27 protein-coding genes are annotated in these 21,399 nt (G+C 55.7%); 12 read left to right on the top strand and 15 right to left on the bottom strand.

Annotated elements, in window-relative coordinates; genetic code table 11:
• Positions 1–66: 66 nt before the first annotated feature.
• Positions 67–747: a hypothetical protein gene (locus FEE96_RS19425; RefSeq protein WP_138164789.1), complete on the bottom strand. Its 681-nt coding sequence runs from the start codon at positions 745–747 to the stop codon at positions 67–69.
• Positions 748–1,166: 419 nt separating this feature from the next.
• Between FEE96_RS19425 and FEE96_RS19420 the strand changes: the two genes are divergently transcribed.
• A complete protein-coding gene (locus tag FEE96_RS19420; protein ID WP_138164788.1) occupies positions 1,167–1,679 on the top strand; it encodes a hypothetical protein in 513 nt (170 codons plus the stop codon).
• A 576-nt stretch (positions 1,680–2,255) separates the two neighbouring features.
• On the opposite strand, the gene FEE96_RS19415 is transcribed toward FEE96_RS19420, so the two are convergent.
• Both FEE96_RS19415 and parE read right to left on the bottom strand, forming a co-directional pair.
• Entirely contained in the window at positions 2,256–2,705 is a 450-nt protein-coding gene (locus FEE96_RS19415; RefSeq protein WP_138164787.1) for a hypothetical protein, read from the bottom strand.
• Positions 2,702–4,660, bottom strand: a complete 1,959-nt coding sequence (parE, locus tag FEE96_RS19410) for a DNA topoisomerase IV subunit B (RefSeq protein WP_138164786.1) — start codon at positions 4,658–4,660, stop codon at positions 2,702–2,704. Before parE ends, FEE96_RS19415 begins: the two co-directional genes overlap by 4 nt.
• Positions 4,661–4,851: 191 nt before the next feature.
• Here parE and FEE96_RS19405 point away from each other — a divergent pair, with 191 nt between their 5' ends.
• Positions 4,852–6,285, top strand: a complete 1,434-nt coding sequence (locus FEE96_RS19405) for a pyridoxal phosphate-dependent decarboxylase family protein (RefSeq protein ID WP_138164785.1) — start codon at positions 4,852–4,854, stop codon at positions 6,283–6,285.
• A gap of 111 nt (positions 6,286–6,396) precedes the next feature.
• Here FEE96_RS19405 and FEE96_RS19400 read toward each other — a convergent pair whose 3' ends face one another.
• Complete coding sequence (locus FEE96_RS19400; RefSeq protein WP_138164784.1) at positions 6,397–7,047, bottom strand: TIGR02453 family protein; 651 nt, start codon at positions 7,045–7,047, stop codon at positions 6,397–6,399.
• 104 nt (positions 7,048–7,151) lie between these two features.
• On the opposite strand from FEE96_RS19400, the gene FEE96_RS19395 reads away from it, so the two are divergent.
• Entirely contained in the window at positions 7,152–8,549 is a 1,398-nt protein-coding gene (locus FEE96_RS19395; protein WP_138164783.1) for an MATE family efflux transporter, read from the top strand.
• Here the strand turns inward: FEE96_RS19395 and FEE96_RS19390 are convergent.
• Positions 8,546–9,418: a LysR family transcriptional regulator gene (locus tag FEE96_RS19390; protein ID WP_138164782.1), complete on the bottom strand. Its 873-nt coding sequence runs from the start codon at positions 9,416–9,418 to the stop codon at positions 8,546–8,548. The genes FEE96_RS19395 and FEE96_RS19390 overlap by 4 nt on opposite strands.
• 97 nt (positions 9,419–9,515) lie before the next feature.
• Between FEE96_RS19390 and tmpA the strand changes: the two genes are divergently transcribed.
• Together tmpA and tmpB are read left to right on the top strand one after the other, a co-directional pair.
• Positions 9,516–10,673 carry a 2-trimethylaminoethylphosphonate dioxygenase gene (tmpA, locus tag FEE96_RS19385; protein ID WP_138164781.1) on the top strand — a complete coding sequence of 386 codons (1,158 nt, stop codon included), beginning with the start codon at positions 9,516–9,518 and terminating at the stop codon, positions 10,671–10,673.
• The gene (gene tmpB, locus FEE96_RS19380) at positions 10,670–11,263 is read left to right on the top strand and encodes a (R)-1-hydroxy-2-trimethylaminoethylphosphonate oxygenase (protein WP_138164780.1); all 594 of its coding nucleotides are present in this window, start codon (positions 10,670–10,672) and stop codon (positions 11,261–11,263) included. Before tmpA ends, tmpB begins: the two co-directional genes overlap by 4 nt.
• A gap of 62 nt (positions 11,264–11,325) precedes the next feature.
• Here tmpB and FEE96_RS19375 read toward each other — a convergent pair whose 3' ends face one another.
• From FEE96_RS19375 to FEE96_RS19360, 4 genes are all read right to left on the bottom strand, one after another.
• Positions 11,326–11,718: a c-type cytochrome gene (locus FEE96_RS19375; RefSeq protein ID WP_171021761.1), complete on the bottom strand. Its 393-nt coding sequence runs from the start codon at positions 11,716–11,718 to the stop codon at positions 11,326–11,328.
• Between the two features lie 129 nt (positions 11,719–11,847).
• On the bottom strand, positions 11,848–12,261 hold the full coding sequence (locus FEE96_RS19370) for a hypothetical protein (RefSeq protein WP_138164778.1): 414 nt from the start codon (positions 12,259–12,261) through the stop codon (positions 11,848–11,850).
• Positions 12,258–12,638: a VOC family protein gene (locus FEE96_RS19365; RefSeq protein WP_138164777.1), complete on the bottom strand. Its 381-nt coding sequence runs from the start codon at positions 12,636–12,638 to the stop codon at positions 12,258–12,260. The genes FEE96_RS19370 and FEE96_RS19365 overlap by 4 nt, the downstream gene beginning before the upstream one ends.
• A 2-nt stretch (positions 12,639–12,640) precedes the next feature.
• Positions 12,641–13,843: a pyridoxal phosphate-dependent aminotransferase gene (locus FEE96_RS19360; protein WP_138164910.1), complete on the bottom strand. Its 1,203-nt coding sequence runs from the start codon at positions 13,841–13,843 to the stop codon at positions 12,641–12,643.
• A 93-nt stretch (positions 13,844–13,936) separates the two neighbouring features.
• On the opposite strand from FEE96_RS19360, the gene FEE96_RS19355 reads away from it, so the two are divergent.
• The 3 genes from FEE96_RS19355 (at position 13,937) to FEE96_RS19345 (ending at position 15,164) form a co-directional block, all read left to right on the top strand.
• Positions 13,937–14,338, top strand: a complete 402-nt coding sequence (locus tag FEE96_RS19355; protein ID WP_138164776.1) for a helix-turn-helix domain-containing protein — start codon at positions 13,937–13,939, stop codon at positions 14,336–14,338.
• Complete coding sequence (locus FEE96_RS19350; protein ID WP_138164775.1) at positions 14,335–14,592, top strand: succinate dehydrogenase assembly factor 2; 258 nt, start codon at positions 14,335–14,337, stop codon at positions 14,590–14,592. Before FEE96_RS19355 ends, FEE96_RS19350 begins: the two co-directional genes overlap by 4 nt.
• A 74-nt stretch (positions 14,593–14,666) precedes the next feature.
• Positions 14,667–15,164: a MarR family winged helix-turn-helix transcriptional regulator gene (locus FEE96_RS19345; protein ID WP_171021760.1), complete on the top strand. Its 498-nt coding sequence runs from the start codon at positions 14,667–14,669 to the stop codon at positions 15,162–15,164.
• 262 nt (positions 15,165–15,426) lie between these two features.
• On the opposite strand, the gene FEE96_RS19340 is transcribed toward FEE96_RS19345, so the two are convergent.
• Positions 15,427–15,855 carry a VOC family protein gene (locus tag FEE96_RS19340; RefSeq protein ID WP_138164774.1) on the bottom strand — a complete coding sequence of 143 codons (429 nt, stop codon included), beginning with the start codon at positions 15,853–15,855 and terminating at the stop codon, positions 15,427–15,429.
• Positions 15,856–16,025: 170 nt separating this feature from the next.
• Here FEE96_RS19340 and FEE96_RS19335 point away from each other — a divergent pair, with 170 nt between their 5' ends.
• Positions 16,026–16,859, top strand: a complete 834-nt coding sequence (locus FEE96_RS19335; RefSeq protein WP_138164773.1) for a thymidylate synthase — start codon at positions 16,026–16,028, stop codon at positions 16,857–16,859.
• Positions 16,860–16,861: 2 nt separating this feature from the next.
• Positions 16,862–17,344, top strand: coding sequence for a dihydrofolate reductase (locus FEE96_RS19330; protein WP_138164772.1), 483 nt, complete (start codon positions 16,862–16,864; stop codon positions 17,342–17,344).
• A gap of 70 nt (positions 17,345–17,414) precedes the next feature.
• Here FEE96_RS19330 and FEE96_RS19325 read toward each other — a convergent pair whose 3' ends face one another.
• A complete protein-coding gene (locus FEE96_RS19325) occupies positions 17,415–17,621 on the bottom strand; it encodes a cold-shock protein (protein ID WP_138164771.1) in 207 nt (68 codons plus the stop codon).
• A 221-nt stretch (positions 17,622–17,842) separates the two neighbouring features.
• On the opposite strand from FEE96_RS19325, the gene FEE96_RS19320 reads away from it, so the two are divergent.
• Together FEE96_RS19320 and FEE96_RS19315 are read left to right on the top strand one after the other, a co-directional pair.
• Complete coding sequence (locus FEE96_RS19320) at positions 17,843–18,157, top strand: ArsC/Spx/MgsR family protein (RefSeq protein WP_138164770.1); 315 nt, start codon at positions 17,843–17,845, stop codon at positions 18,155–18,157.
• A gap of 45 nt (positions 18,158–18,202) precedes the next feature.
• On the top strand, positions 18,203–18,571 hold the full coding sequence (locus FEE96_RS19315) for a hypothetical protein (RefSeq protein ID WP_138164769.1): 369 nt from the start codon (positions 18,203–18,205) through the stop codon (positions 18,569–18,571).
• 38 nt (positions 18,572–18,609) lie between these two features.
• Here the strand turns inward: FEE96_RS19315 and FEE96_RS19310 are convergent, their stop codons facing one another.
• From FEE96_RS19310 to bufB, 4 genes are all read right to left on the bottom strand, one after another.
• Positions 18,610–19,152, bottom strand: coding sequence for a histidine phosphatase family protein (locus FEE96_RS19310; RefSeq protein ID WP_138164768.1), 543 nt, complete (start codon positions 19,150–19,152; stop codon positions 18,610–18,612).
• A gap of 65 nt (positions 19,153–19,217) precedes the next feature.
• Entirely contained in the window at positions 19,218–19,781 is a 564-nt protein-coding gene (locus FEE96_RS19305; RefSeq protein ID WP_138164767.1) for a DoxX family membrane protein, read from the bottom strand.
• A 4-nt stretch (positions 19,782–19,785) separates the two neighbouring features.
• A complete protein-coding gene (locus FEE96_RS19300; protein ID WP_138164766.1) occupies positions 19,786–20,541 on the bottom strand; it encodes an HvfC/BufC N-terminal domain-containing protein in 756 nt (251 codons plus the stop codon).
• Complete coding sequence (gene bufB, locus FEE96_RS19295) at positions 20,538–21,395, bottom strand: MNIO family bufferin maturase (protein ID WP_138164765.1); 858 nt, start codon at positions 21,393–21,395, stop codon at positions 20,538–20,540. The genes FEE96_RS19300 and bufB overlap by 4 nt, the downstream gene beginning before the upstream one ends.
• Positions 21,396–21,399 lie beyond the last annotated feature (4 nt).

Genomic DNA, 21,399 nt, shown 5'->3' with positions numbered 1-21,399 from the left:
TCTTCATCTAGCCAAAAATATCCTGGGGGAGGCCGCAGGTCGAGGGCAAAGCCCCCACTATACCCATTAGTCGCAAATCCCGGACACTTCTGCGTCTTTCCACGGCAGGTAAACATCACTTTCGCGGCTTTGCGGCAGGTCGGATACCGGCATGGCACCGCCGAGCATTTCATGCAGACGTTTGGTGCGACGGGCTCTGGGGGCCAGCGCGCGGCAGCAGACGTACTCTTCGACAATGGAACCCTGTTGTTCATATCCATAGCTGAGGAAGTCGGCGTCTGCCGTTAGTTCAAACAGATAGGGGTCGGTGCGGGTGCCATGTTCGGCGGCGGCGCGCAGCGGGTGATAGCCGGTTTGTTTGCGGTTCTGCCACTGCCAAGCATGGGTCAGCTCATGCGCCAGCAGCATGGCCTCTACCAGATATAGCCGGTCAGGATAGGCCGGTAGATAGGTATTTGCATACCAGTCCTTGGTAAAGAAGATACGGTTGAACAGGGCCACGGCAGCAGGCGAAGCGGTGACAATCTCATCCTGTACTGGCGGCAGTATACGCTCGCGGCAGGTCAGGCGCGGGCGGGGAAGGCGGCGAAAGGTAATAGAGCCAACCGGCGCGCCGCGCACCAGACGTATGCGATCGAGATCCAGCGCCTCGCCGTGAATTTGGCTGATAAACGCGCGCTCTGTCTCTGTCAGGGGGCGCCCGCAAGAGGTCACAAGCAGCAGGATCAAAAAGAGGCGCAAGATCATAGGGTAAGGTTAGCCGCGCTTTGCTGGCTGGAGCAAGTCCCGACCGCTGGTGCAGGGTGATTTTTTGCATAACAATTGCTCCGCGCGGGATGTCCGGGCAGAGGAGAAAAGCACCTTTTCCTAAAAGATCAACAGAAGGTCTGACCAAAAGGATAAGGGGGACGGCGCCGCCCATGCGGAAGCGGACGGGCGTTTCACCCGCATCTGATAGCTGTCAAATCGCTCCGGTTTTAAAGGAGCCCAATGTCCTGTGGCCGGGGGTGTCAGGTCCAGCCGGTGTCGCGACGTCCTGTGTATCGCAGGCTTGGATTATGGTCCGCCAAGCAGGGCGCGCGCCGGGTAGGCAACAGCTGATGTCTTTTGCCATTTCAACAACAAACTGTTTTGATGGCGATGTGTGGTTTTTAAAGGGTGGGGTTATGGGACTTTTTGATTGGTTGTCGGGCACGAAAAAGCCGGAGGCTGGGACCTCGCCAGCCTCCCCCCAGGACATTGAAGCTGCCATTTTAGCGGTCAACCGCGAGACTGCGCCTTATAGCGTCAGCAAATGCAGTGATGGCAGCTGTGATTTTGTCGCCGAGTGGCAGATTGTCGATGCCAAGTGGGTGGAAATTTTTGCCAAGGCCGGGCTAGAGCGGGCGGCGCGGATCAAGATGCGGCTGGATGTGGACAAGCACGAGGTCCGCGCGGTGGATGAGGATTACAGCATCAGCTGGCGGGTGGGGGTGCCGACCCTGTCCTTTTCCGCCTCGGCGTTTCGGGGGCAGAAAAAGGAGGTGTCATTCGGCAAGGCCTATGGGTTCACCGAAGAGCTGCGGCCCGGAGAGATTTACAATTACCGATTTGATAGCAAAGAGATGAAGGTGCCGTTGCAGGATGCGGTGACTGGGCTGGGCTGGGTCTGGCGCGGGGTGGCGTTTGGGAAGTTGTAGATGCGGGGCTGATATTCGCCGCCGTTGGCCCGCGCCTTGGGCTCCGCCCGTTTCGGCCTGAAATGATCCCCTGGATCATTTCCGAGACGACCGCAACTCCCCCATGGAGTTCACACTGGTTCCCGCAGGGGCAAACAGCGTGGGGCGATGTTTGAGATTTGGACGGGCGGAGCCCTGAGCGCCAACCGCTCAATTCAAAGTGCGCCGATAGCAGGATATCCTCTTGGGACGTAAGGCATAGCCGCACGGCCCGCGCCTGACCTTCCCCCCGTGGAGTTTGAACTGGTCCGCGAAGCGGCAAACAATCTGGGGGATTGTTTGAAGTTTAAACGGGCGGAGCCCTGCGCACCAACAGTTTAATTCAATGAGCGCCGTTAGCAAGATATCTTCTTGGGGCGTAAGGCATAGCCGCACGGGCCGCGCCTGACCTTGTGTTGTGGGAGAGGACAGGAGAACGCGCCTTGGGCTCCACCCGTTCATGCCTGAAACGCTCTTCGAGAGCGTTTCCAAGGTGGTTTTCGCTCCGTAAGAGAAGTTTCTAACCGCTTTACAATGGACTGGCGTGGACCAATCCTATCACAAACTATCCAATTTGCTTCTGATGGCTTCGGCTGCGTCTTTTGAAATTTCCAAAGTGGGCCACAAGATCAGTTCAGATCTTCCAGAGTATGGGGTGTAGCTACGTCCCCCACAGTCCTTGCCGTTTATGACACGAATAAGTTTACCGCGGCTAAGTATGCTTTGCTTTGGATGGATCGACAGAGTTCCGGTCCCATTCTGCACTGATGCTTCAATCGAACCAATACTTTGCAGTTCGATTTTAACCTTTATGTGGCGCGCTTGTCCCCTTGTATAGCACCGACGATCAAAGTCCTCTTTCACTACCAGATACCCATCTTCAACCGAAATTTTCGTTGAAATGCTCCCATCCGACACGCGTGCAAAATGTTCGAAAATCAATTCGCCTGCAAGAGCACTTGTGGCGGCAAAAAGCACAAAAAGGCTGGTCGCAAACCTCTTAATCAAACATCCAACTCCTCCACAAACCGCGCGTTCTCTTGGATATACTGGAAACGCAGCTCGGGCTTCTTCCCCATCAGCTGCTCGACCAATTCCCCAGTCTCACCCGGTTCATCCTCGTCAATGGTGATGCGGATAAGTTTGCGGGTGGTGGGGTCCATGGTGGTCTCTTTCAGATCCTTGGCGTCCATCTCGCCTAGACCCTTGAACCGGGAGATGTCGATTTTACCCTTGCCGCCTAGACCTTTGTCCAGCCAGGAGTCGCGTTCTTCTTCGTCGAGGCAATACACACGGCGCGCGCCTTGGGTGAGGCGGAACAGCGGTGGGCAGGCCAGATACAGGTGGCCATGGTCGATCAGCGGCCGCATTTGGGTGAAGAAAAAGGTCATCAGCAACGACGCAATATGGGCGCCGTCGACGTCCGCATCGGTCATGATGATGATTTTGTCATAACGCAGATCGTCGAGGTTGAATTTGGTGCCCACACCAACCCCCAGCGCCTCACACAGGTCGCGGATTTCAGCATTGGTGCCGATCTTGTTGGAGGCCGCGCCCAGCACGTTGAGGATCTTACCTTTGAGTGGCAGCAGTGCCTGATTGGTCCGATTGCGTGCGCCTTTGCCGGATCCACCGGCCGAGTCGCCCTCCACGATGAACAGCTCGGTGCCTTTGCGGTTTTTGGCGGTGCAATCGGTCAGTTTGCCGGGCAGGCGCAGCTTCTTGGTGGCAGATTTACGCTGAGTTTCTTTTTCCTGACGGCGGCGCAGCCGTTCTTCGGCGCGCAGGATAAGGAAATCCAGAATGGCCCCGGCTGATTTGGTATCGGCGGCCAACCAGTTGTCAAAGTGGTCACGGACCGAGTTTTCCACCATTTTGGAGGCGGATTCCGAGGATAGCCGGTCTTTGGTCTGGCCGACAAAAGCCGGATCCGCAATGAAGCAGGAGACCAGCGCGCAGCCTCCGGCCATAAGGTCGTCGCGGTTGATACTTGCGGCTTTTTTGTTGCCAACCAATTCACCGTAGGCCTTGATGCCTTTTAGTATCGCAGACCAGAACCCGGCAACATGGGTGCCGCCCTCAGGGGTGGGGACGGTGTTACAGTAGGATTGGGTAAAGCCGTCGCGCGATGGGGTCCAGTTGATCGCCCATTCCACATAGCCCGCCTCGCCAAATTTCTCGCGGAACTCAACCTTGCCCGCAAATGGCGCCTCGGCATAGACCGAGGACTTGCCCAGCACTTCGGTTAGATAGTCCTTGAGCCCGCCGGGGAAGTGGAAGGTGGCGCTGGTTGCGGTCTCGCCATCGTCGATCTCCGTTTTCCAGCGGATTTCAACGCCGGAGTAGAGATAGGCCTTGGAGCGCACCAGGGTGAACAGGCGCTTGGGTTTGAACCGGTGGTGGCCAAAGATCTGTTCGTCCGCGTGGAAGGTGATAAAGGTGCCGCGTTTGTTTGGCGCTGCGCCGACCTTTTCGACCGGCCCCAAAGGGATGCCGCGCGAAAAGCGTTGTTCGAACAGCTCTTTGTTTTTGGCGACCTGGACCACCAGGCTATCGGACAGCGCGTTGACGACGGAGGACCCCACGCCATGCAAGCCGCCGGATGTTTGATAGGCCTTGCCCGAGAATTTGCCGCCCGAGTGCAGGGTACACAGGATCACCTCGAGCGCGCTTTTGTCGGGGAATTTGGGATGCGGATCAATTGGGATGCCACGGCCGTTGTCGGTGATGGTGACCGAATAATCAGCATTCAAGGTGACTTCGATGCGGGTGGCATGGCCGGCCACCGCTTCATCCATGGAATTGTCGAGGATTTCAGCCACCAGGTGATGCAGCGCCCGCTCATCCGTGCCGCCGATATACATGCCCGGACGCTGACGGACGGGTTCGAGCCCCTCCAACACCTCGATTGAGGATGCATCATAGGTTTCCGTTACGGTTTCGGAGAGGAGGTCATTGGCCATTTTGGGAGCTGCTCTTTGATGGTCTTGGTTAAGGGCAGTATGGCAGGTGTCGCGGTGTGGGGGAAGGGGCAGGCAGGGTGTTGTGGATAAACGACTTCTGAGAGGCTGGCGCTATCATAGACGGGATGTGGCTGTTGCCTTGTCTGTGCAGAGATAGAACAACACTATCAGGTCCAAAGAAGGGAATTAGCATGGCAAATGACAGCGCGAAGAATTGCGGATTGGATCCTGACAACTGGGAGGATTTCCGGGCTGAGGCCCATCGCATGCTGGAGATGAGCATCGATCAATTGCAGCAGGTTGCTGAGCGCCCTTGGCAGGAGGTGCCTGAGGCGGTGAAGGAGCGCTATGCAGTTGAGGCGTCTGGATCAAGTACTGCTGAGATCGTTGACCGGATCACGGATGAGGTTCTGCCCTCTCACGGCGGAAATATCCATCCTCGGTTCTGGGGCTGGGTGCAGGGCACTGGGCTGGCGTCGGATCTGATTGCGGGCATGGCTGGGGCGGTCATCAATGCCAATACTGGCGGCCGTGACCACGGGGCCAATTACATGGAACGCGCAGTGATTGACTGGACGCGTCAAAAGATGGGCATGCCCGAAGGCACCAGTGGAGTGCTGGTGGCCGGGACCTCGCAGGCGACGGTGATTGCCTTTCAGGCGGCGCGGGTGCGGGTGATGCCACAGGTACGCAAAAGCGGACAGGGGACTACCCGGTTGACGGTCTATGCGGGGCAGGGGATCCACAATGCCACCCGCAAGGCGCTGGAGTTGCTGGGGATAGGGTTTGAGAACCTCCGATTGGTGCCGCTGGTTGATGGGCAAATGGATTTGGCTGCGTTGCGGGCGCATATTGCAAAGGACAGGGCCGCAGGGGCACTGCCGTTTTTGCTGGTGGGGATGGCCGGTTCGGTGGACCTGGGCACCTATGATGATCTGAACGGCTTGGCGGAGGTGGCAGCCGACGAGGATCTCTGGCTGCATGTGGACGGTGCCTTTGGCGCCTGGACGCGGATTGCGGATGCCCCCTGGCGAGGATTGAGCGACGGCATCGGAAGAGCTGACAGTCTCGCGTTGGATTTCCACAAATGGATGTATGTTGGCTATGACTGCGGGCTGGTTCTGATTGCGGATGAAGCCGCGCATCGGTCGGCATTTGCGGCGCGCCCCAGCTATTTGGAAGCAGCGGAGCGCGGGCTGGCGGGGGGGGATCCGTGGTTCTGTGACTATGGGATCGATCTGTCGCGCGGCAATCGCGCTTTGAAAGTCTGGACTGCGCTGGAAATGTATGGCGAGGCAGCGCTGGGGGCTGCGATCACCGACAATTGCCGTTTGGCGGCCTTAATGGCGGATGAGGTGACGGCACACCCCAACATGCGGCTGGCGGCGCCGGTGGTGTCAAATGTCTGTGTGTTCACCGCGCGTACTGATCTTGCACCGGAGGCGCAATCTCTGCTGAACAGCGAGATTGCCCAGACCCTGCAAGAAAGTGGTGAGGCAGTGTTTTCAACCACGCGCGCGGATGGAATGGTGATGTTGCGGGCCGCGATCACCAATCATCGCAGTCGGGCGGAGGACATCCATGAGGCTATTGCGGCGGTGGCGCGTCTGGCACAAGCCGGGTGAGGTTGGCTGGGGTGGGTTATTGGGGCTTTGCCCCCGGCCTGCGGCCTCCCCCAGGATATTTATGGCTAGATGAAGCGAGCGGTCAGGTCGCTGTTGGGGTGATGTTGTGCCTTACGTGAGCATTTGGGACAGGGCTTTGCAAAGCGGCGATACTTTCGAAAACCCAGTGTTCAGAGCGGCAAGGGGCTGTGACCACTCTGTCTGAGGCAGGTCACGCCAAACCGACAAGGATTTGCGGCGGAGCAGTGAGGCCTGTGGGTGGTCCTTTGCAAAGGGGGCCGGAACGCGCTTTAACTCGGGATCTTCTGCATTGAACTGATCCTGAGAGAGGTTGTCCAATAGCGCGGAGATTGTGCCGCCTGCTTTGCCATCGACTGCAGCGCGCCAGTGAGTGAGCTGATCTTTTTCAAACCCCATTACGCCGCCGCCGATCCGGCAATAGCTGGGGGAAATGCCAAGGAAGAAAGCCGTTTTCACGGGGCCGTGGAGCATCCAGAACATGTGAAGATGGGTGTGATAGGGTGTTTTGTCTTTGGAGAAACGAACGTCGCGGTGCGGGCGAAACAGTTTAGACGTCACCGAAACATCTGTGGTTTTGGCCAGGTCCGCCAGCAGTTGCTCTTGCAGCAACAATGCCGGGTTTTTCAGCTGGGCTTCATATTGTGGTTTATGGGCGGTGAACCAATCGCGGGTGTTGTTGGCTGCGAGTTGGGTCAAAAAGGTCTTGGCCTCGGGGATAAGCAGGGCAAAGGGGTCGGTCATTTAAAGCTCCGGGTCTGAACCTGTGCAATCTAGCACAGTCCTGTCTCAGCCCAAGGGGGAACAGTTTGACTTGCCCCAATCCAGCGCTCTGCTAAGGCTTGGGTATGAACAAGATAATACAACCAAATTCGCCGATGACTATTGCTGGTCATACGCGCGCTATTGCCACGCTTGGACTGCCGCTGGTCGGTGGTCATGTGGCGCAGTTTGCCATTGGCCTGACCGACACGGTGATGTTGGGTTGGTATGGTGTGGAAGCCTTGGCGGCGGTGACACTGGCCTCGACCTACTTCTTTGTATTGTTCCTGTTTGGATCAGGTTTTGGCTTTGCGGTGATGCCAATGGTGGCGGCAGCAGCAGGGTCGGGGGAAGACCGGCAGATTCGTCGCTGTACCCGCATGGGACTGTGGTTGTCACTGGGGTATGGTGTGGTTGCCATGCCTGCCTTGATCTTTTCGCGGCCGATTCTTGATCTGTTGGGGCAAGACCCGGTGATCGCGGAAATGGCGGCCGATTACCTGCGGGTTGCGGGTTGGGGTATTTTTCCTGCCCTCTTGGTGATGGTGTTGAAATCTTACCTGGCCGCGCTGGAGCGGACACAGATCGTGCTTTGGGTCACCTTAGGGGCTGCGCTGATGAACGCGCTGGTCAATTACATACTGATCTTTGGTAATTTCGGCGCGCCCGAACTGGGCGTGCGTGGCGCAGCTATTGCCTCGTTTAGCACGCAGGTCGTGTCTTTTGTAGCAATCATCATCTACGCGCTGAAGGTGTTGCCAGAGCATGCCTTGCTGAAAAACTTTCAACGTCCCGACTGGGAGATGCTGCGGGAAGTGTTCCGGTTGGGCATCCCCATCGGACTGACCACTCTGAGCGAGGTCAGCCTGTTTGCGGCCTCGGCAATGATGATGGGCTGGTTGGGCACCGTGGCACTGGCGGCACATGGGATTGCCTCGTCGCTGGCTGGGCTGACCTTCATGGTGCATCTGGGGCTGAGCAATGCCTCGACCATCCGGGCTGGGAATGCTTTTGGGCGAGGTGACAGGGAGCATATGGCGCGAGGGGCCAAGGTGGTGACGGTAATGTCTCTGCTGATGTCGGTGATCGCGACAGTGTTTTTTCTGGCGACGCCCGAGTTGCTGATGTCCCTGTTCATGAATGGGGATGATCCGCAGAAACCTGAAATTCTGGCTGTTGGAGTTGGGTTACTGGCGATGGCGGCCTTGTTCCAGTTGGTTGATGGTTTGCAGGCCATCGCACTGGGACTGCTGCGCGGCGTGCAGGACACCACAGTGCCGATGTTGATCGGGGTGTTCAGCTATTGGGGTGTTGGTATTACCGCGTCTTATGTGCTGGGCTTTGTGTTGGGATTTGGCGGTATTGGGGTTTGGTCGGGGCTGGTGCTTGGTCTGGGCTGTGCCTCGGTTTTCTTGATGCTGCGGTTTTGGGGGCGGGTAATTGGCACGGTTGGCGTGGCAAAAGAAAACGCGGACCCGCGTTAATCGTCACCTAGGGGATGCCGCATGGCAGCCGCCAGTTTTTCCCACTGTGCGCGCGAAACGGCATCGCGGCTGGCAAGGAGCCAATAGCTTTCGTGGTGTTGCAAGATGTCGCTGCCCAGTTGGACCAAACGCCCAGATGCCAGATCAGCTTTGCAGAGCGCCTGTGAGGTCAGCAGGACCCCCATGCCCACCCGCGCGGCGCCAAGGGCTGGCAAAAGAGTATCAAACCGCCATTTCGGCAGTGGTGTTGTTGGCGTATCAAACCGTGATGCCCAGTCATTCCATCCAGGTCGGGGACCGGAGCAAGCGATACGTGGCCATTGGGTCCAGTGGTCCTGCCCCTTCAACAGTTTGGGAGAGGCAACGGGCATAATTTTCTCATCAAACAGCTTTAGTTTGTAGTCATGGGGCCAGTCGCCAGATCCGTATCGAATGCGAATGACGTCATCCTGGGGCGCGCTATGCGCCCCCAGAACCATGGTCTGCACAGATATTGAGGCCGTGGAAAGATCGCGCAGAAGATGAAGCCGGGGTTGCAGCCAAAGGTCAATTATCGACTGGCTGGCTGAAAAGGTCAGGCTGCCCCGGACGGCCCCAAACAGCGCCTCAGAGCTGTCCCGCAGGCTGTTCAGAGAGGCGCGTACATGTGGCAACCAGGCTTCGCCTTCTAGTGTTAGCGCGATTGTACGCGAGCGGCGGTGGAACAGAGCGGTGTTCAACAGTTTTTCCAGATGCCCAATCCGTTGGCTGATTGCTGACTGTGTCAGCCCCGCTTCAGCTGCTGCTGCGGTAAAACTGCCCAGTCTTGCGGTTGCTTCGAATGCGCGGATCCATTCCAGCGGCGGCATCTTGAAATTACGGTCTGTCATTAGGAGATCCGATGCTCAGGTGGTCTATTGGTAATTTGACCTTATGGCATGGTTCCGGGATGTTGTCTTGTAGTATCCAGCAGCATCAGGAGCCATCATGGCCACCGCCACGACAACCGTCACTACTGAACCCACAGGCACTCACCTAACTCTGGTCACGCCAAACGGCAGCCGCAGGTTTCACGCGGTCTGGCTGCGCGATAATGCGCAGGATCCCGATACCCGTGCGCCCGGCAATGGGCAGCGAATGATTACGCTGCGCGATATTCCGGCGCAGACCCGTATCGCCTGCGCCGCCATTCAGGAGGGGCAGTTGGAGGTGGAGTTTGCCCCGGAGGGGAAAACTGTGTCCTTCGATCTGGATTGGCTGGACGCCAATGCCTACGACCAGACTCCACCAGCTGCACGCGGCTGGACCGGAGAGGGTATCCAGACTTGGGATAGCGGGTTGATGTCCCATGTTCCCACCGGAGATTTCGCCGCTCTATCGCAAAACCCAGAAGCCCTGTGTGACTGGCTGGAACTGGTGACGCGTTACGGGTTTGGCAAAGTGGTGAACGGTCCGGTTGAAGCGGGTGCTTTGTTCAAGGTGGTCGATCTGTTTGGCTATGTCCGCGACACCAACTACGGCAAGCATTTTGATGTTCGCACCGAAGTGAACCCGACCAACCTGGCCTTTACCGGACTTGGTTTGCAGGCTCATACGGACAATCCGTATCGGGATCCGGTGCCTTCGATCCAGGTGCTGTATTGCCTTGAAAGCTCGGCTGCGGGTGGCGAAAACATGGTGGTGGACGGGTTTGCCGCTGCTCTGCGGTTGCGCGAAGAAAACGAAGCGTATTTTGATGTATTGGCGGAACACTGCGCGCGGTTCGAATATGCTGGCGAAGATGGGGTTTGCCTGACGTCTCGCCGTCCGATGATCGAACTGGCACCAGATGGTGAGCTGGTTGGTATTCGGTTCAATAACCGGTCTCTGGCGGCTGTTACGGATGTGCCTTTTGACAAGATGGCTGAGTATTATGCCGCGTATCGTCGGTTGGGTGAGATCATTGATGATGAGGCGATGGAGGTCACATTCCGCTTGGAACCCGGCGAGAGTTTTGTGTTGGACAACACCCGCGTGTTGCACGCGCGCAAGGGCTATTCCGGCGAAGGTACGCGCTGGTTTCAGGGCTGTTACGCCGACAAGGACGGGCTGCGGTCGACCCATGATGCAATGCGGCGTTCAGGGCTGCTGGAGGCCGCGGAATGAAGCCGGATATTGACGAGCTGACCCCACAAAATATCGTCGCCTTTCTGGGCTCGATTTTTGAGCGCTGCGGCGATGAAGAGTATTTGGGTGAGCCTGTGACCATGGGCGAGCACATGTTACAAGGCGCGACTATTGCTGAACAGAATGGCCAACCCGAGGAAATCATTGTCGGTGCCTTGTTGCATGACATTGGCCACTTTACCTCAGAATTTGGCACCTTCTCGATGATGGACACCAAAGACCGGTTCCACGAGGAGGCCGGTGCCGAGGTGCTAAAGCAGTTTTTGCCCTCGGTCATCACCGACTGCGTGCGCTATCATGTGGCTGCCAAACGTTATCTTTGCGCCACCAAGCCTGAGTATTTTAATCGACTGTCAGAGGCGTCAGTACACTCGCTCAATCTGCAGGGTGGTCCGATGGAGCCAGCGGAAGTTGCTGAGTTCGCAAGGAACCCAAATCTGAAACAGATCATCGCAGTGCGTTATCTGGATGAGGCGGGGAAACGCACGGATATGGAAACCCCGGACTACTGGCATTTCGCACCCATGGTGCAGCGCATGGTCGACAGGCATGTCACAAGCCACAACTGACACGGCTCCACCCGTCACCGCGCAAAGCAGCGGTGCTTGCGTTGACGGGTGGAGCCGACCGCTTATTCTTGAATGGTCTGCAGCCAGCTGAGGAGATCCACAACCGGGCGGTTGGTTAGCATGGGTTGACCAGTCGGGAGCTTCAGAGCAACAGGCTCGTCCTCGAACAACCAGCCAAAGACTGGCATATCGCTGCCGTGGCTGACCAAAGGATCGCGCCCGTCAATACGCGCGGCGACACGTTCAATTGGGAACTCTCCATCATTACGCGCGCTGAGTGTTGTCAGATTTGCGGGTTGTACCAGCAAAACTGGTGCCATTGGGCCGTCTCCCTCTGCGGTCGCTCCGTGGCAACCAGCACAGAAATGTTGGAAGATATCCGCTCCAGCGTCGACATCTTGAGCCAAACTTCCGGATGCCAAAACAGACAGAACTGCCGCTAAAACCATACGCATCACTAACCTCCAAACTTGCAGAACATAGTTGAAGGTTAGCAGTCAAAGGCGTTGAGGGCTTTGATGCAGGTCAGGTTCTATGATGACTGCGCCATGTGACTTATTCACTGAAACGGGGCAGGGCACTGACTATGTCGCGTCGCGCGCCTTTATCAAACGATCCGCCTTTTTGCGCACCAAAACGGTGCGTAGGTCGTGCATGGCAAGCAGCAGATCGTCGGTAACCATCTCGAGTTGTTCAGGACTGGCCTTGGACTGGGCCCAATGGGCGGTGGTGTTGAGATAATCCACAGCGCGGTGAATGTCGTCGATGTCGCGGGAAGCCAGCAGCGCAGTGCGATCTGCCATCCAGGTTTTGATCTCGTCCAGATCCTGATCTGACAGGGTGCGGCCACCATGGGGTTTGATGTCGCCGTTGCGGATGTTCACAACGGCGATCTGATCCATTTCAATACGGCGTTGACGGTTTTCGGTGTCGACGCGGTACACAAAGGCACCGTTGTCGCGCACGCGGAAATAGTAGTCGGGTAATTCTGCACTCATGTGTTTGTCGTGCCTTCCATGACTCGCCACAGGCTACCATCTGGATCGACAAGCGCAAACATGCGTGGAGCATCCCCGCCCAATTCAAAAGGGGCGGAAAGGCGCGGGACGTTGCCCTGGGCGCTGGGCAGATTGAGGTTGGCCCACTCACCGTGCATGAGGTCGATATCGGGTAGACGCATGCTGGCTGAGAAATAGCTCTCACTGGGGTTCAGGTCCGGATGGGGGAAAAACTCAACCATCATGCTGTCTCGCGACAGGATCATCCAGCCCTCACCGCGATACACTGTTTCAAAACCGAGATCTTGGTAAAATGCTTCGGTCTTGTCAAAGTCGCGGCTGGGTAGGTTGGCGGTGATTTTCCCCTGGTCCGTCATAGTTATGCCAACTCCGCACAGAAGCGCTGAATGCGCGTGCAGGCCTCTGTCAAGGCCTCGTCCGAAGTAGCGTAGCTGACCCGGAAGTTGGGTGAAAGACCAAAGGCCGCGCCAAACACGACGGCGACATCAGCTTCGTCCAGGAGGGCCGTTGCAAAGGCCTCGTCAGTGTCAATCACGGTACCTTTGGGCGTGGTTTTCCCAATCAAGCCTGCAATCGAAGGGTAGACGTAAAAAGCGCCTTCAGGTGTTGGTACTGTCATGCCGTCGATTTCGGACAGCATTTTGATCACCAGATCGCGGCGACGGACGAACATTTCATTGTTTGGTGTCAGAAACTCTTGTGTCCCGTTCAGCGCCTCGACAGCAGCCCATTGGCTGATGGTGCAGGGGTTTGAAGTGGATTGGGACTGGATCTTGCGCATGGCGGCGATCAGTTCGACCGGGCCAGCAGCATAACCAATGCGCCAACCGGTCATGGCATAGGCTTTGGAAACGCCATTGCAGGTCAAAGTACGCTCGTACAGGGCAGGTTCAATTTGCGCCGGGGTGCAGAATTCAAAGCCGTCATAGGCAAGATGTTCATACATGTCGTCGCTCATTACCCAAACATGTGGGTGGCGTAGCAACACGTCAGTTAGGGCTTTTAGTTCAGTACGGCTATAGCCAGCTCCAGTGGGGTTGGAGGGCGAGTTGAAGATGAACCATTTGGTATTGGGCGTGATTGCTGCCTCAAGCTGGTCAGCGGTCAGTTTGAAGTTGTTTTCCAGAGTTGCCTCGACCGCAACCGGGGTGCCGCCAGCCAGTAACACCATATCGGGATAGCTGACCCAGTACGGGGCAGGGATGATAACTTCATCGCCTTCGTTCAGGGTGGCCATCAGGGCGTTGTACAGCGTTTGTTTGCCACCGGTTCCAACCGAGATTTGGGCAGGAGTGTAATCCAGCCCGTTATCACGGCTCATCTTGGCACAGATGGCTTTTTTCAACTCGGGGATGCCATCAGGGGCAGTGTATTTGGTTTTTCCAGCAGCAATCGCTGCGACCGCCGCGTCCTTGATATTCTGAGGCGTATCAAAATCAGGCTCGCCCGCACTGAGGCCTATAACATCGCGTCCTGCGGCCTTCAGCTCGGCAGCTTTGGCGGTCATAGCAATGGTCGGGGAAGGTTTGACGCGGGAAAGGGTTGTGGACAAAAACGGCATTGGGGCCTCGATTTGAATGTTGCGCCGGTCTGTCATAGGGTGCGACCAAAGGCCGATCAAGCGTTTACCTTGGCCCCCAACTGGAGAGCAGACATGAGTGAAGCGGATTATGATTGGTACGGTCCCGATGCGGCGACCTTTGGTGACCGGGTTGCAGGCGCGCGCGAAGTCGCGGGCATGAGCCAAGCCCAACTGGCGCGCCGGTTGGGGATCAAGAAATCCACTTTGTTGGGCTGGGAACAGGACCTGTCAGAACCACGCGCAAATAAGCTGTCGATGATGGCTGGCGTGCTGAACGTATCTATTAAGTGGCTGATCACTGGCGAAGGTGAAGGTATGAGCCAGCCCATCGATGAGATGGTGGTAGTTGGTGATTTCTCGGAAATCCTGAATGAGCTACGCGAAATTCGCACCGAAATGCGAAACGGTGCTGATCGTACCGCACGGCTGGAGAAAAAAATACGTTTGCTACTGGAACGGGGCGAGCAGGTATGAGCGAGACATATGAACACCGCCTGAAACGGATGCAGATGCGGTCGATGCGCCGCGGTATCAAGGAAATGGACATAATCCTGTCAGCATACGCGCAACGTAATCTACCACAGATGGATGGCGTACAGCTGGATCTGTATGACGCGTTGTTAGACGAGAATGATCAGGATCTGTACCAGTGGGTGACGGGTCAAGCGGCCGGGCCAGACAACCTGCAGAACTTGATTAACGAGATATCGCAAACTTTTCAAAAATAACCCTAAAACGACTTAACTGATTATTGGGAAATTTTCGTCAAACTCTGTCTCAGATATTCGAGTCGGAGAAACGAATGAGTATGGAAATGCCAATCGGCCAGCAGGACCAAAAAGGGTTCATGACTGGCTATCTAGAAGCACTGGCGCTGGTCGAACGCCTGCACCGGTTGCTATTGGATGTAATCAAGGACGAGTTCGAGCGAGTCGGTGTGTTGGAGATCAACGCAGTGCAGGCGCTTTTGCTGTTCAACATCGGTGACAACGAAGTAACCGCCGGGGAATTAAAAACCCGTGGCTACTATCAGGGTAGCAACGTCAGCTACAACCTGAAGAAGCTGGTTGAAATGGGCTATATGCACCATCAGCGTTGTGAAATCGATCGTCGTTCAGTGCGTGTCCGTCTGACACCCCGTGGTCGCGAAGTGCGTGACATCGTTGCGTCGTTGTTCTCGCGTCATGCTGAGGGCCTGGAAGGCAAAGGTGTTATCGACATCGAAGGAATCGCAGATATCTCGACCGCGTTGAAGCGTGTTGAACGGTATTGGACAGATCAGATCCGTTACATCTACTAAATCATTCCGGTGGGGGCCAAGGTTCCCAAAGGCGCGGTTGGCAGTTTGATCTGCCAGATAACACCGCATACGGGCAAAATGAGAACAAGATATTTGTCCGGGCCAATCACCGCAGGCATGCCTCCGATTTCTAGGATGGACAAGCAGGTGGATACGGTTGCAGAAGCGACCGGACCATGGCCATACCACAGATTTCCCGAGCTTTTAGCCGCGCCACGCCGCTCCGGTAAACGGAGACGGCGCGGCGCGGGTTCGCGCTACATCACCAATGACCGCTGTTTTCCATGCTGGCCCAGGGTTCGGCTGGGGCCAAACGATCACCATTCTGCAGCAACTCCACAGAAATATTGTCAGGTGAGCGCACAAAGGCCATGTGGCCGTCGCGTGGTGGGCGGTTGATAGTGATGCCATTGGCCTGCAGGTGGGCACAAGTGGCGTAAATGTCGTCGACACCGTAGGCCAGATGGCCAAAGTGACGGCTGTCGCTGGGCAGCTCGTCGTCGCCGTCCCAGTTATATGTCAGCTCGACCGGGCACTCCTCCTGTCCCGGAGGGGCGAGAAAAATCAGTGAAAATCGGCCGGCCTCGCTGTCATATCGTTTGGTTTCTTTTAGTCCCAAAAGTTCGAAAAAGGCGATTGTTTTTTCGAGGTCTTTTACGCGAATCATTGTGTGCAGATAGGTGAGCGACATGACGGTCTCCAGCTTGGTTTCGCGGCGCAGCTTACTGTGCCTGTTGCTGGGCGCCAGTGACAAAGAGGTGTGGTGGCTGAATATTTAACTTGCGTACAGCAGTGCTTGGCCTTGGCCTTTGTAGCGGTTATGTCCAATACAGGAATATCAGCAGTTTGGAGGGCCGTTCCGTGCAGCAATACCATGATGCGTTAAGGCAGATTTTGGAAGAGGGTGAACCCTCGGCGGACAGAACCGGGACAGGGACATTGTCCAGCTTTGGACTGCAAACACGGTACCCACTGGCTGACGGATTTCCTTTGGTTACAACAAAGAAAGTACACCTGAAATCGATCATTCACGAATTGCTGTGGTTCCTGTCTGGCGACACCAATATCGGCTACCTCAAGGCAAACGGCGTGTCGATCTGGGACGAATGGGCTGATGAAAATGGAGATTTGGGGCCGGTATATGGCTATCAATGGCGGCATTTTCCTCGGCTGGATCTGATTGAGGGCACCACCGGTGATGAGCCAATGTATCGGGCAGGCAGCGTAGATCAGATCGCAGAGCTGGTTGAAAACATCCGCACCTCCCCGGATAGTCGCCGATTGATCGTTTCCGCCTGGAACCCTGCTGATGTGCCGCAGATGGCGCTGCCCCCGTGTCATACCCTATGGCAAGTGCGGGTTCTGAATGGAAAACTGCACCTGCAGCTGTATCAGCGCTCGGCTGATATGTTCCTTGGGGTCCCGTTCAATATTGCCTCATATGCGCTGTTGCAACTGATGCTGGCGCATGTGACCGGCCATGAGGTGGGGGATTTTGTGCATACGCTGGGTGATGCACATATCTACAGCAACCATTTGGATCAGGTGCAGCTTCAGTTGTCTCGCAGTCCCAAGCCATTGCCGCAGATCCGGATCAAGCGGCAGGTTAGCTCCATTTTTGATTTCAAATACGACGATTTCGAGGTTCTGGGATATGACCCAGATCCCGCTATTCGCGCACCAGTGGCAGTATAAATATGATTACTCTGATCGCGGCACGGGCCCGCAATGGCGCCATAGGCAAAGACAATACAATTCCCTGGTATGCGCCAGAGGATTTGAAAGCGTTTCAGCGCGAAACGCTGGGTGGGGCGATTATCATGGGGCGAAGCACCTGGGATAGTCTGCCGTTCAAACCACTAAAGAACCGGCTAAATTTGGTTGTGTCGTCGAACCCCGAGGCAGCAGAGCTTGTGTGCCCATCCTTGGAGGCAGCTGTGGCGCAGGCGCGTGTTCAGGGATATCAGCGGATTTATGGAATTGGCGGTTTTGGTATCTATCAAGGGATGCTGCCAATGGCAGACCGTATGCTGCTTACCGAAGTAGATTTAACGGTTGAAGGCGCCGACACTTTTTTCCCCAAGTTTGACCTTAAGGATTGGGAAATCACCGGCGAAACTCAGTTGCGATCTGCTGATCCGGCCTGTGTGATGATGGAGTATATGCGACGCAGAGGCTAAAGCGAGTGCGGAAGTAAGCCGTCTGGTGTTGTGCTGCGCCCGGAGTGGCTCTAGGCGCAGCAATGCTCAACTATAAAGACGTCAATTCGCCTGCCATTTGGCGTCCGTCGCGTCCTTCCTGAAGCTCGTAACTGATCTTCTGGTTGTCGGCGAGCCCGGTCATTCCTGACCGCTCGACGGCTGAGATATGCACAAACACATCTTTTCCGCCTTCATCAGGTTCAATGAACCCAAAGCCTTTAGTCGTATTAAACCATTTCACGGTTCCGCTTGGCATGCCCCGTGTCTCCTTCTACCTTGCGCGTCACTTTGAGTAATTTCAAAGTGGTTCTGGCACAGCCAGCAGGCCGAATATTGAAGTGATGCCAAGGCAATCAATGCAATGTTCAGCAGGCTAGTGAGCCAAGGTAGAGTTTTACATGGCTATGAAAAAAATCAAGTAAAACAAAGAAACTCTACTATAAATTGTGTGGCCAACGAAAGAAATGGAAAGCTAAATTGAAGTTATTCGGTCTAAAAAACTGCGACAATTGCCGGAAGGCATTGAAATTATTGCCTGATCTTCATCTTGTGGATGTCCGAAGGGGTGGGGTGCCTGATGCGGTTCTTGAACGGGCATTGGGGCAATTTGGCGACAGTTTGTTGAATATACGATCAACCACATGGCGAGCCTTGACCCAGGAAGAGCGTCTAAACCCCCCGTTAGAGCTAATAAAAACGCATCCTGCGCTGATGAAGCGCCCGCTGATTGAGCGCGATGGCGTTCTATATTTGGGGTGGAGCAAGGAGACGCAAGCGGCTCTTGGCGTTTGAGCTTTGACCACCTATCTAAGTGGTGACATTGCATGGAGATAACAGATGCGCAACGCAGCCCTCGTGTTGGGGATTATTGCTGGACTATTTGGTATGATCGTTGGATTTTTTGGTTACGGCTATTCGACTGCAGTTGAGCATTTCGGTGAGATCAATGGTGTCGCCGAGCAGGTTCAGCACGTGACCCAATTGCGTATTTTGGCGGTGCTGTCTCCGATGTTAGCAATTGCCGGAGGTGCGATGGCTCGGTCGCGGGCGCTTTGGGGCGGCGTGTTACTGTTGGCGTCATCAGCGGGGATGTATGTTGGATTTGGGTTCAACGTCTTTACGCTATTTCCAATCTGTTTTGCTGGCTTGGCTGGAGTTTTGGCGATTGCTGCTGGCAAACCGGACGAACCGAAGGCGCATTTTTAAGTTGAACATTGGCATATGAAGCCGGTGTTTACGCAGATCTAGTTGTGGACTAAGCGAAGGTTTTCATCAACTTGGAGGGCTTCACAGGTGAATGTCTCTCCCTGTTTGGTGAACCTAAATCCTTCGCAGTAACCGATGGCATCCCCTAAATTGTTGGGGGTGCCATCGGGCAGGAAACCAAGAGCGCCCAATTCGATGATGCCTCCGTGAGTAATGATCAACGCCGATTGATCGTCGGAAAGTTGATCAAAAATATCTCGCCAAAGTTCTGCCTGCTGCTGGGCAAATCGGAGACAGTTTTGATCCTCCTCCAGTATCTTTGAAATTGCGGTCAGGGAATTTGGCCAGGCAAGGGCCGCCAAGACTATGTCGGGTAGGATACCCAAGTCCGCAACGTAGCGATCAACCGCAAAGCCCATGGCAATCGCCGTTTCAATTGCGCGTGGCAGCTCACTGGTCACAACCAGATCAAATGGCCCGAGAGCGCGGCCAATGTGCTGCTCAAGGGAAACGCCATCCTGCGAAAGATGTTGTCCGGGTTTGGCGCGCATTGTGTGGCGTCTGACTTCCAGAATTGGCATGAATGAACTTTTCTCAACAAAAAAAGGACGCCAAAAGGCGCCCCGGTACTCATTAAAAACCTCGGTTAGGCGATCGCTGGCATTGCCCGACGGCGCAGGACGGCATCGACAGATATTGCACCGGCGCCTTTGACAACAAGATAGGTTAGCAGAAAGGCCCAGAACAGGCGCTGGTCGAGAATGATGCCGTCTGGGAAACGGTCAAACATTGAACCTAGTGTTTTGATGTCAGTTTGGCCGTGGCCGTAGACATCAGTAAGGGACTGCATCACCACAAACCCGATCATTCCCAGCGCAGCCAGGCGAGTGGCGAGCCCGATGATGATCAGTAGCGGTAGAATGAATTCGGCCCAGGTGCCAGCGACAACCACAGCCCAGTGAAAAGCGGAAAGCTGCGACGCGTCGTAGCCCACGGCTTCAAGCTGCTTGGGGAAAATTTGTGCATAGGCGCCGACCGAAGGGCTGAAGATACCAAAGATACCATCCCCCAGTTTGGTCAGGCCTGAGTTCCAGTAGTAGATCAGCAAAGTTGAAGCAAAAATCAACCGACCAGCCATAGGCATGAGCCAGTCACCAACTCGTTCGATCAGGCCGAAGAGTGCATTGTGAACCGAGACAAGTGCATGCATCGCCTTATCCTTTCGTATCTAATTTGAGTATTACGCCGCCTTGTAACAGCAGGGTGAAGGTTGCCCCAAGATCGAACTCAGGGGTTTTAGCCAGTGCGGCCTCATGAGCGGAGCCAATGTTTTGGCCCCGTTGCAAAGCCACAATGAAAGCTGCGCCTCCTGGGGGCAGGAGATGTGGAGCTGGATCGAATTCGGGTCGGGTGATCATTACATCCTGGGCCACGGCATCAGGCTTGGCCGCGCCATCTTGAGTATTGTAGCGCCAGATGTCGAAGATAGGCCAGGGGGAGGCGATCACCTGCATGGAAGGTGCGAACTTGACCTCTGTTTGCATCAGCGCATCCGGGGAAAGTTGCGCCAGCTTTTCGGGGCCAACGGGGACTGAATCTGCCGCGTGATATGAACGGCGCAGGGCCAGTTCCAGACGCGCGACATCCGGTAAATAGCCCAGGTGGCTGAGTTGCTCCATCGCCGCAAGGAAATCTGGAAAATGCTCGCCGTAAAACATCATCAGCGGTGATGACGGAGGGTGGGCACGCAGGTAGAGGCCTGACAGCCCGTCCATATTTTCCTTGCCCAGCAGTTTGGCAATTACCGGAAAGGCAGCGTGCATGGCATCGGTCAGTGAAACGGCGACGTTGTTTCGATAGACATCGAACCGACGCCCCGCCGGGCGGTTTTGGGCATCCAGCAGGCCTTCGGGCACCGGTATCGAGGCATCCATCATGGCGCGGGTGAACTGGCTTTGGTTGGTGTTCATGCGGGGATCTTATGGAGCGCAGAAGCAGCGCGGTTTGCTTCATCTGATAGGACAGGCCAGTCGGGGACATCGTTATCCCATTCGACCAACACAGGCTTGGGACCTGAACGTTCAAGCGTGTAGTTCAACAAGGCCCAGACCGGGTCAGCAATGGCATGTCCGTGGCTGTCGATCAGCAAGGGCGCGCCGTGATCATCGGTGTCGGTATCATGACCGCCAAGGTGGATTTCACCAACCCGGTTCAGCGCAAAGGCATCGATGTAGCCCTGTGGGGAAAAGTCGAGGTTGGAGGCTGAGACAAAGACGTTGTTGACGTCCAGCAACAATCCACAACCGGTGCGGTTGGCGATCTCGGTCAGGAACTCGGGTTCAGACCATGTGCTTTCCTCAAATGCGAGATAGCTGGATGGGTTTTCCAGTAGCATTTGCCGACCAATTGTTCGCTGTAGCTGATCAATATGATCACAGATGCGGATCAGCGAGTCGTTGGTATAGGGCAACGGCAACAGGTCGTTGTAGAAATGTGCGTCATGGGTGGACCAGGCCAGATGTTCGGAAAAGCTGGCTGGGTTCAACCATTCAATCAGCTGCTTCAGGCGGGCCAGATGGTCAGTATCTAACGGTGCTTCCCCCCCGATACTAAGACCGACACCGTGAACAGAGATCGGGAATTGTTCAGAAAGGCGGCGCAACTGCGCTAAGGGTCGACCACCGTCTCCCATGTAGTTTTCAGCATGGATTTCCAGCCAGGCCACTGAACCGGGTTGTTCGAGGATCTGCGAAAAATGCTGGGGTTTGTAGCCAACACCAGCCGTAGCAGGCAAGTCGCTCTGGGGAAAGGTGGTGTCCAGCATGGTA

This window comes from Parasedimentitalea maritima (genome assembly GCF_005771405.1).
Lineage (GTDB): Bacteria > Pseudomonadota > Alphaproteobacteria > Rhodobacterales > Rhodobacteraceae > Parasedimentitalea > Parasedimentitalea maritima.
This window is presented reverse-complemented; position numbering and strand designations above follow the sequence as displayed.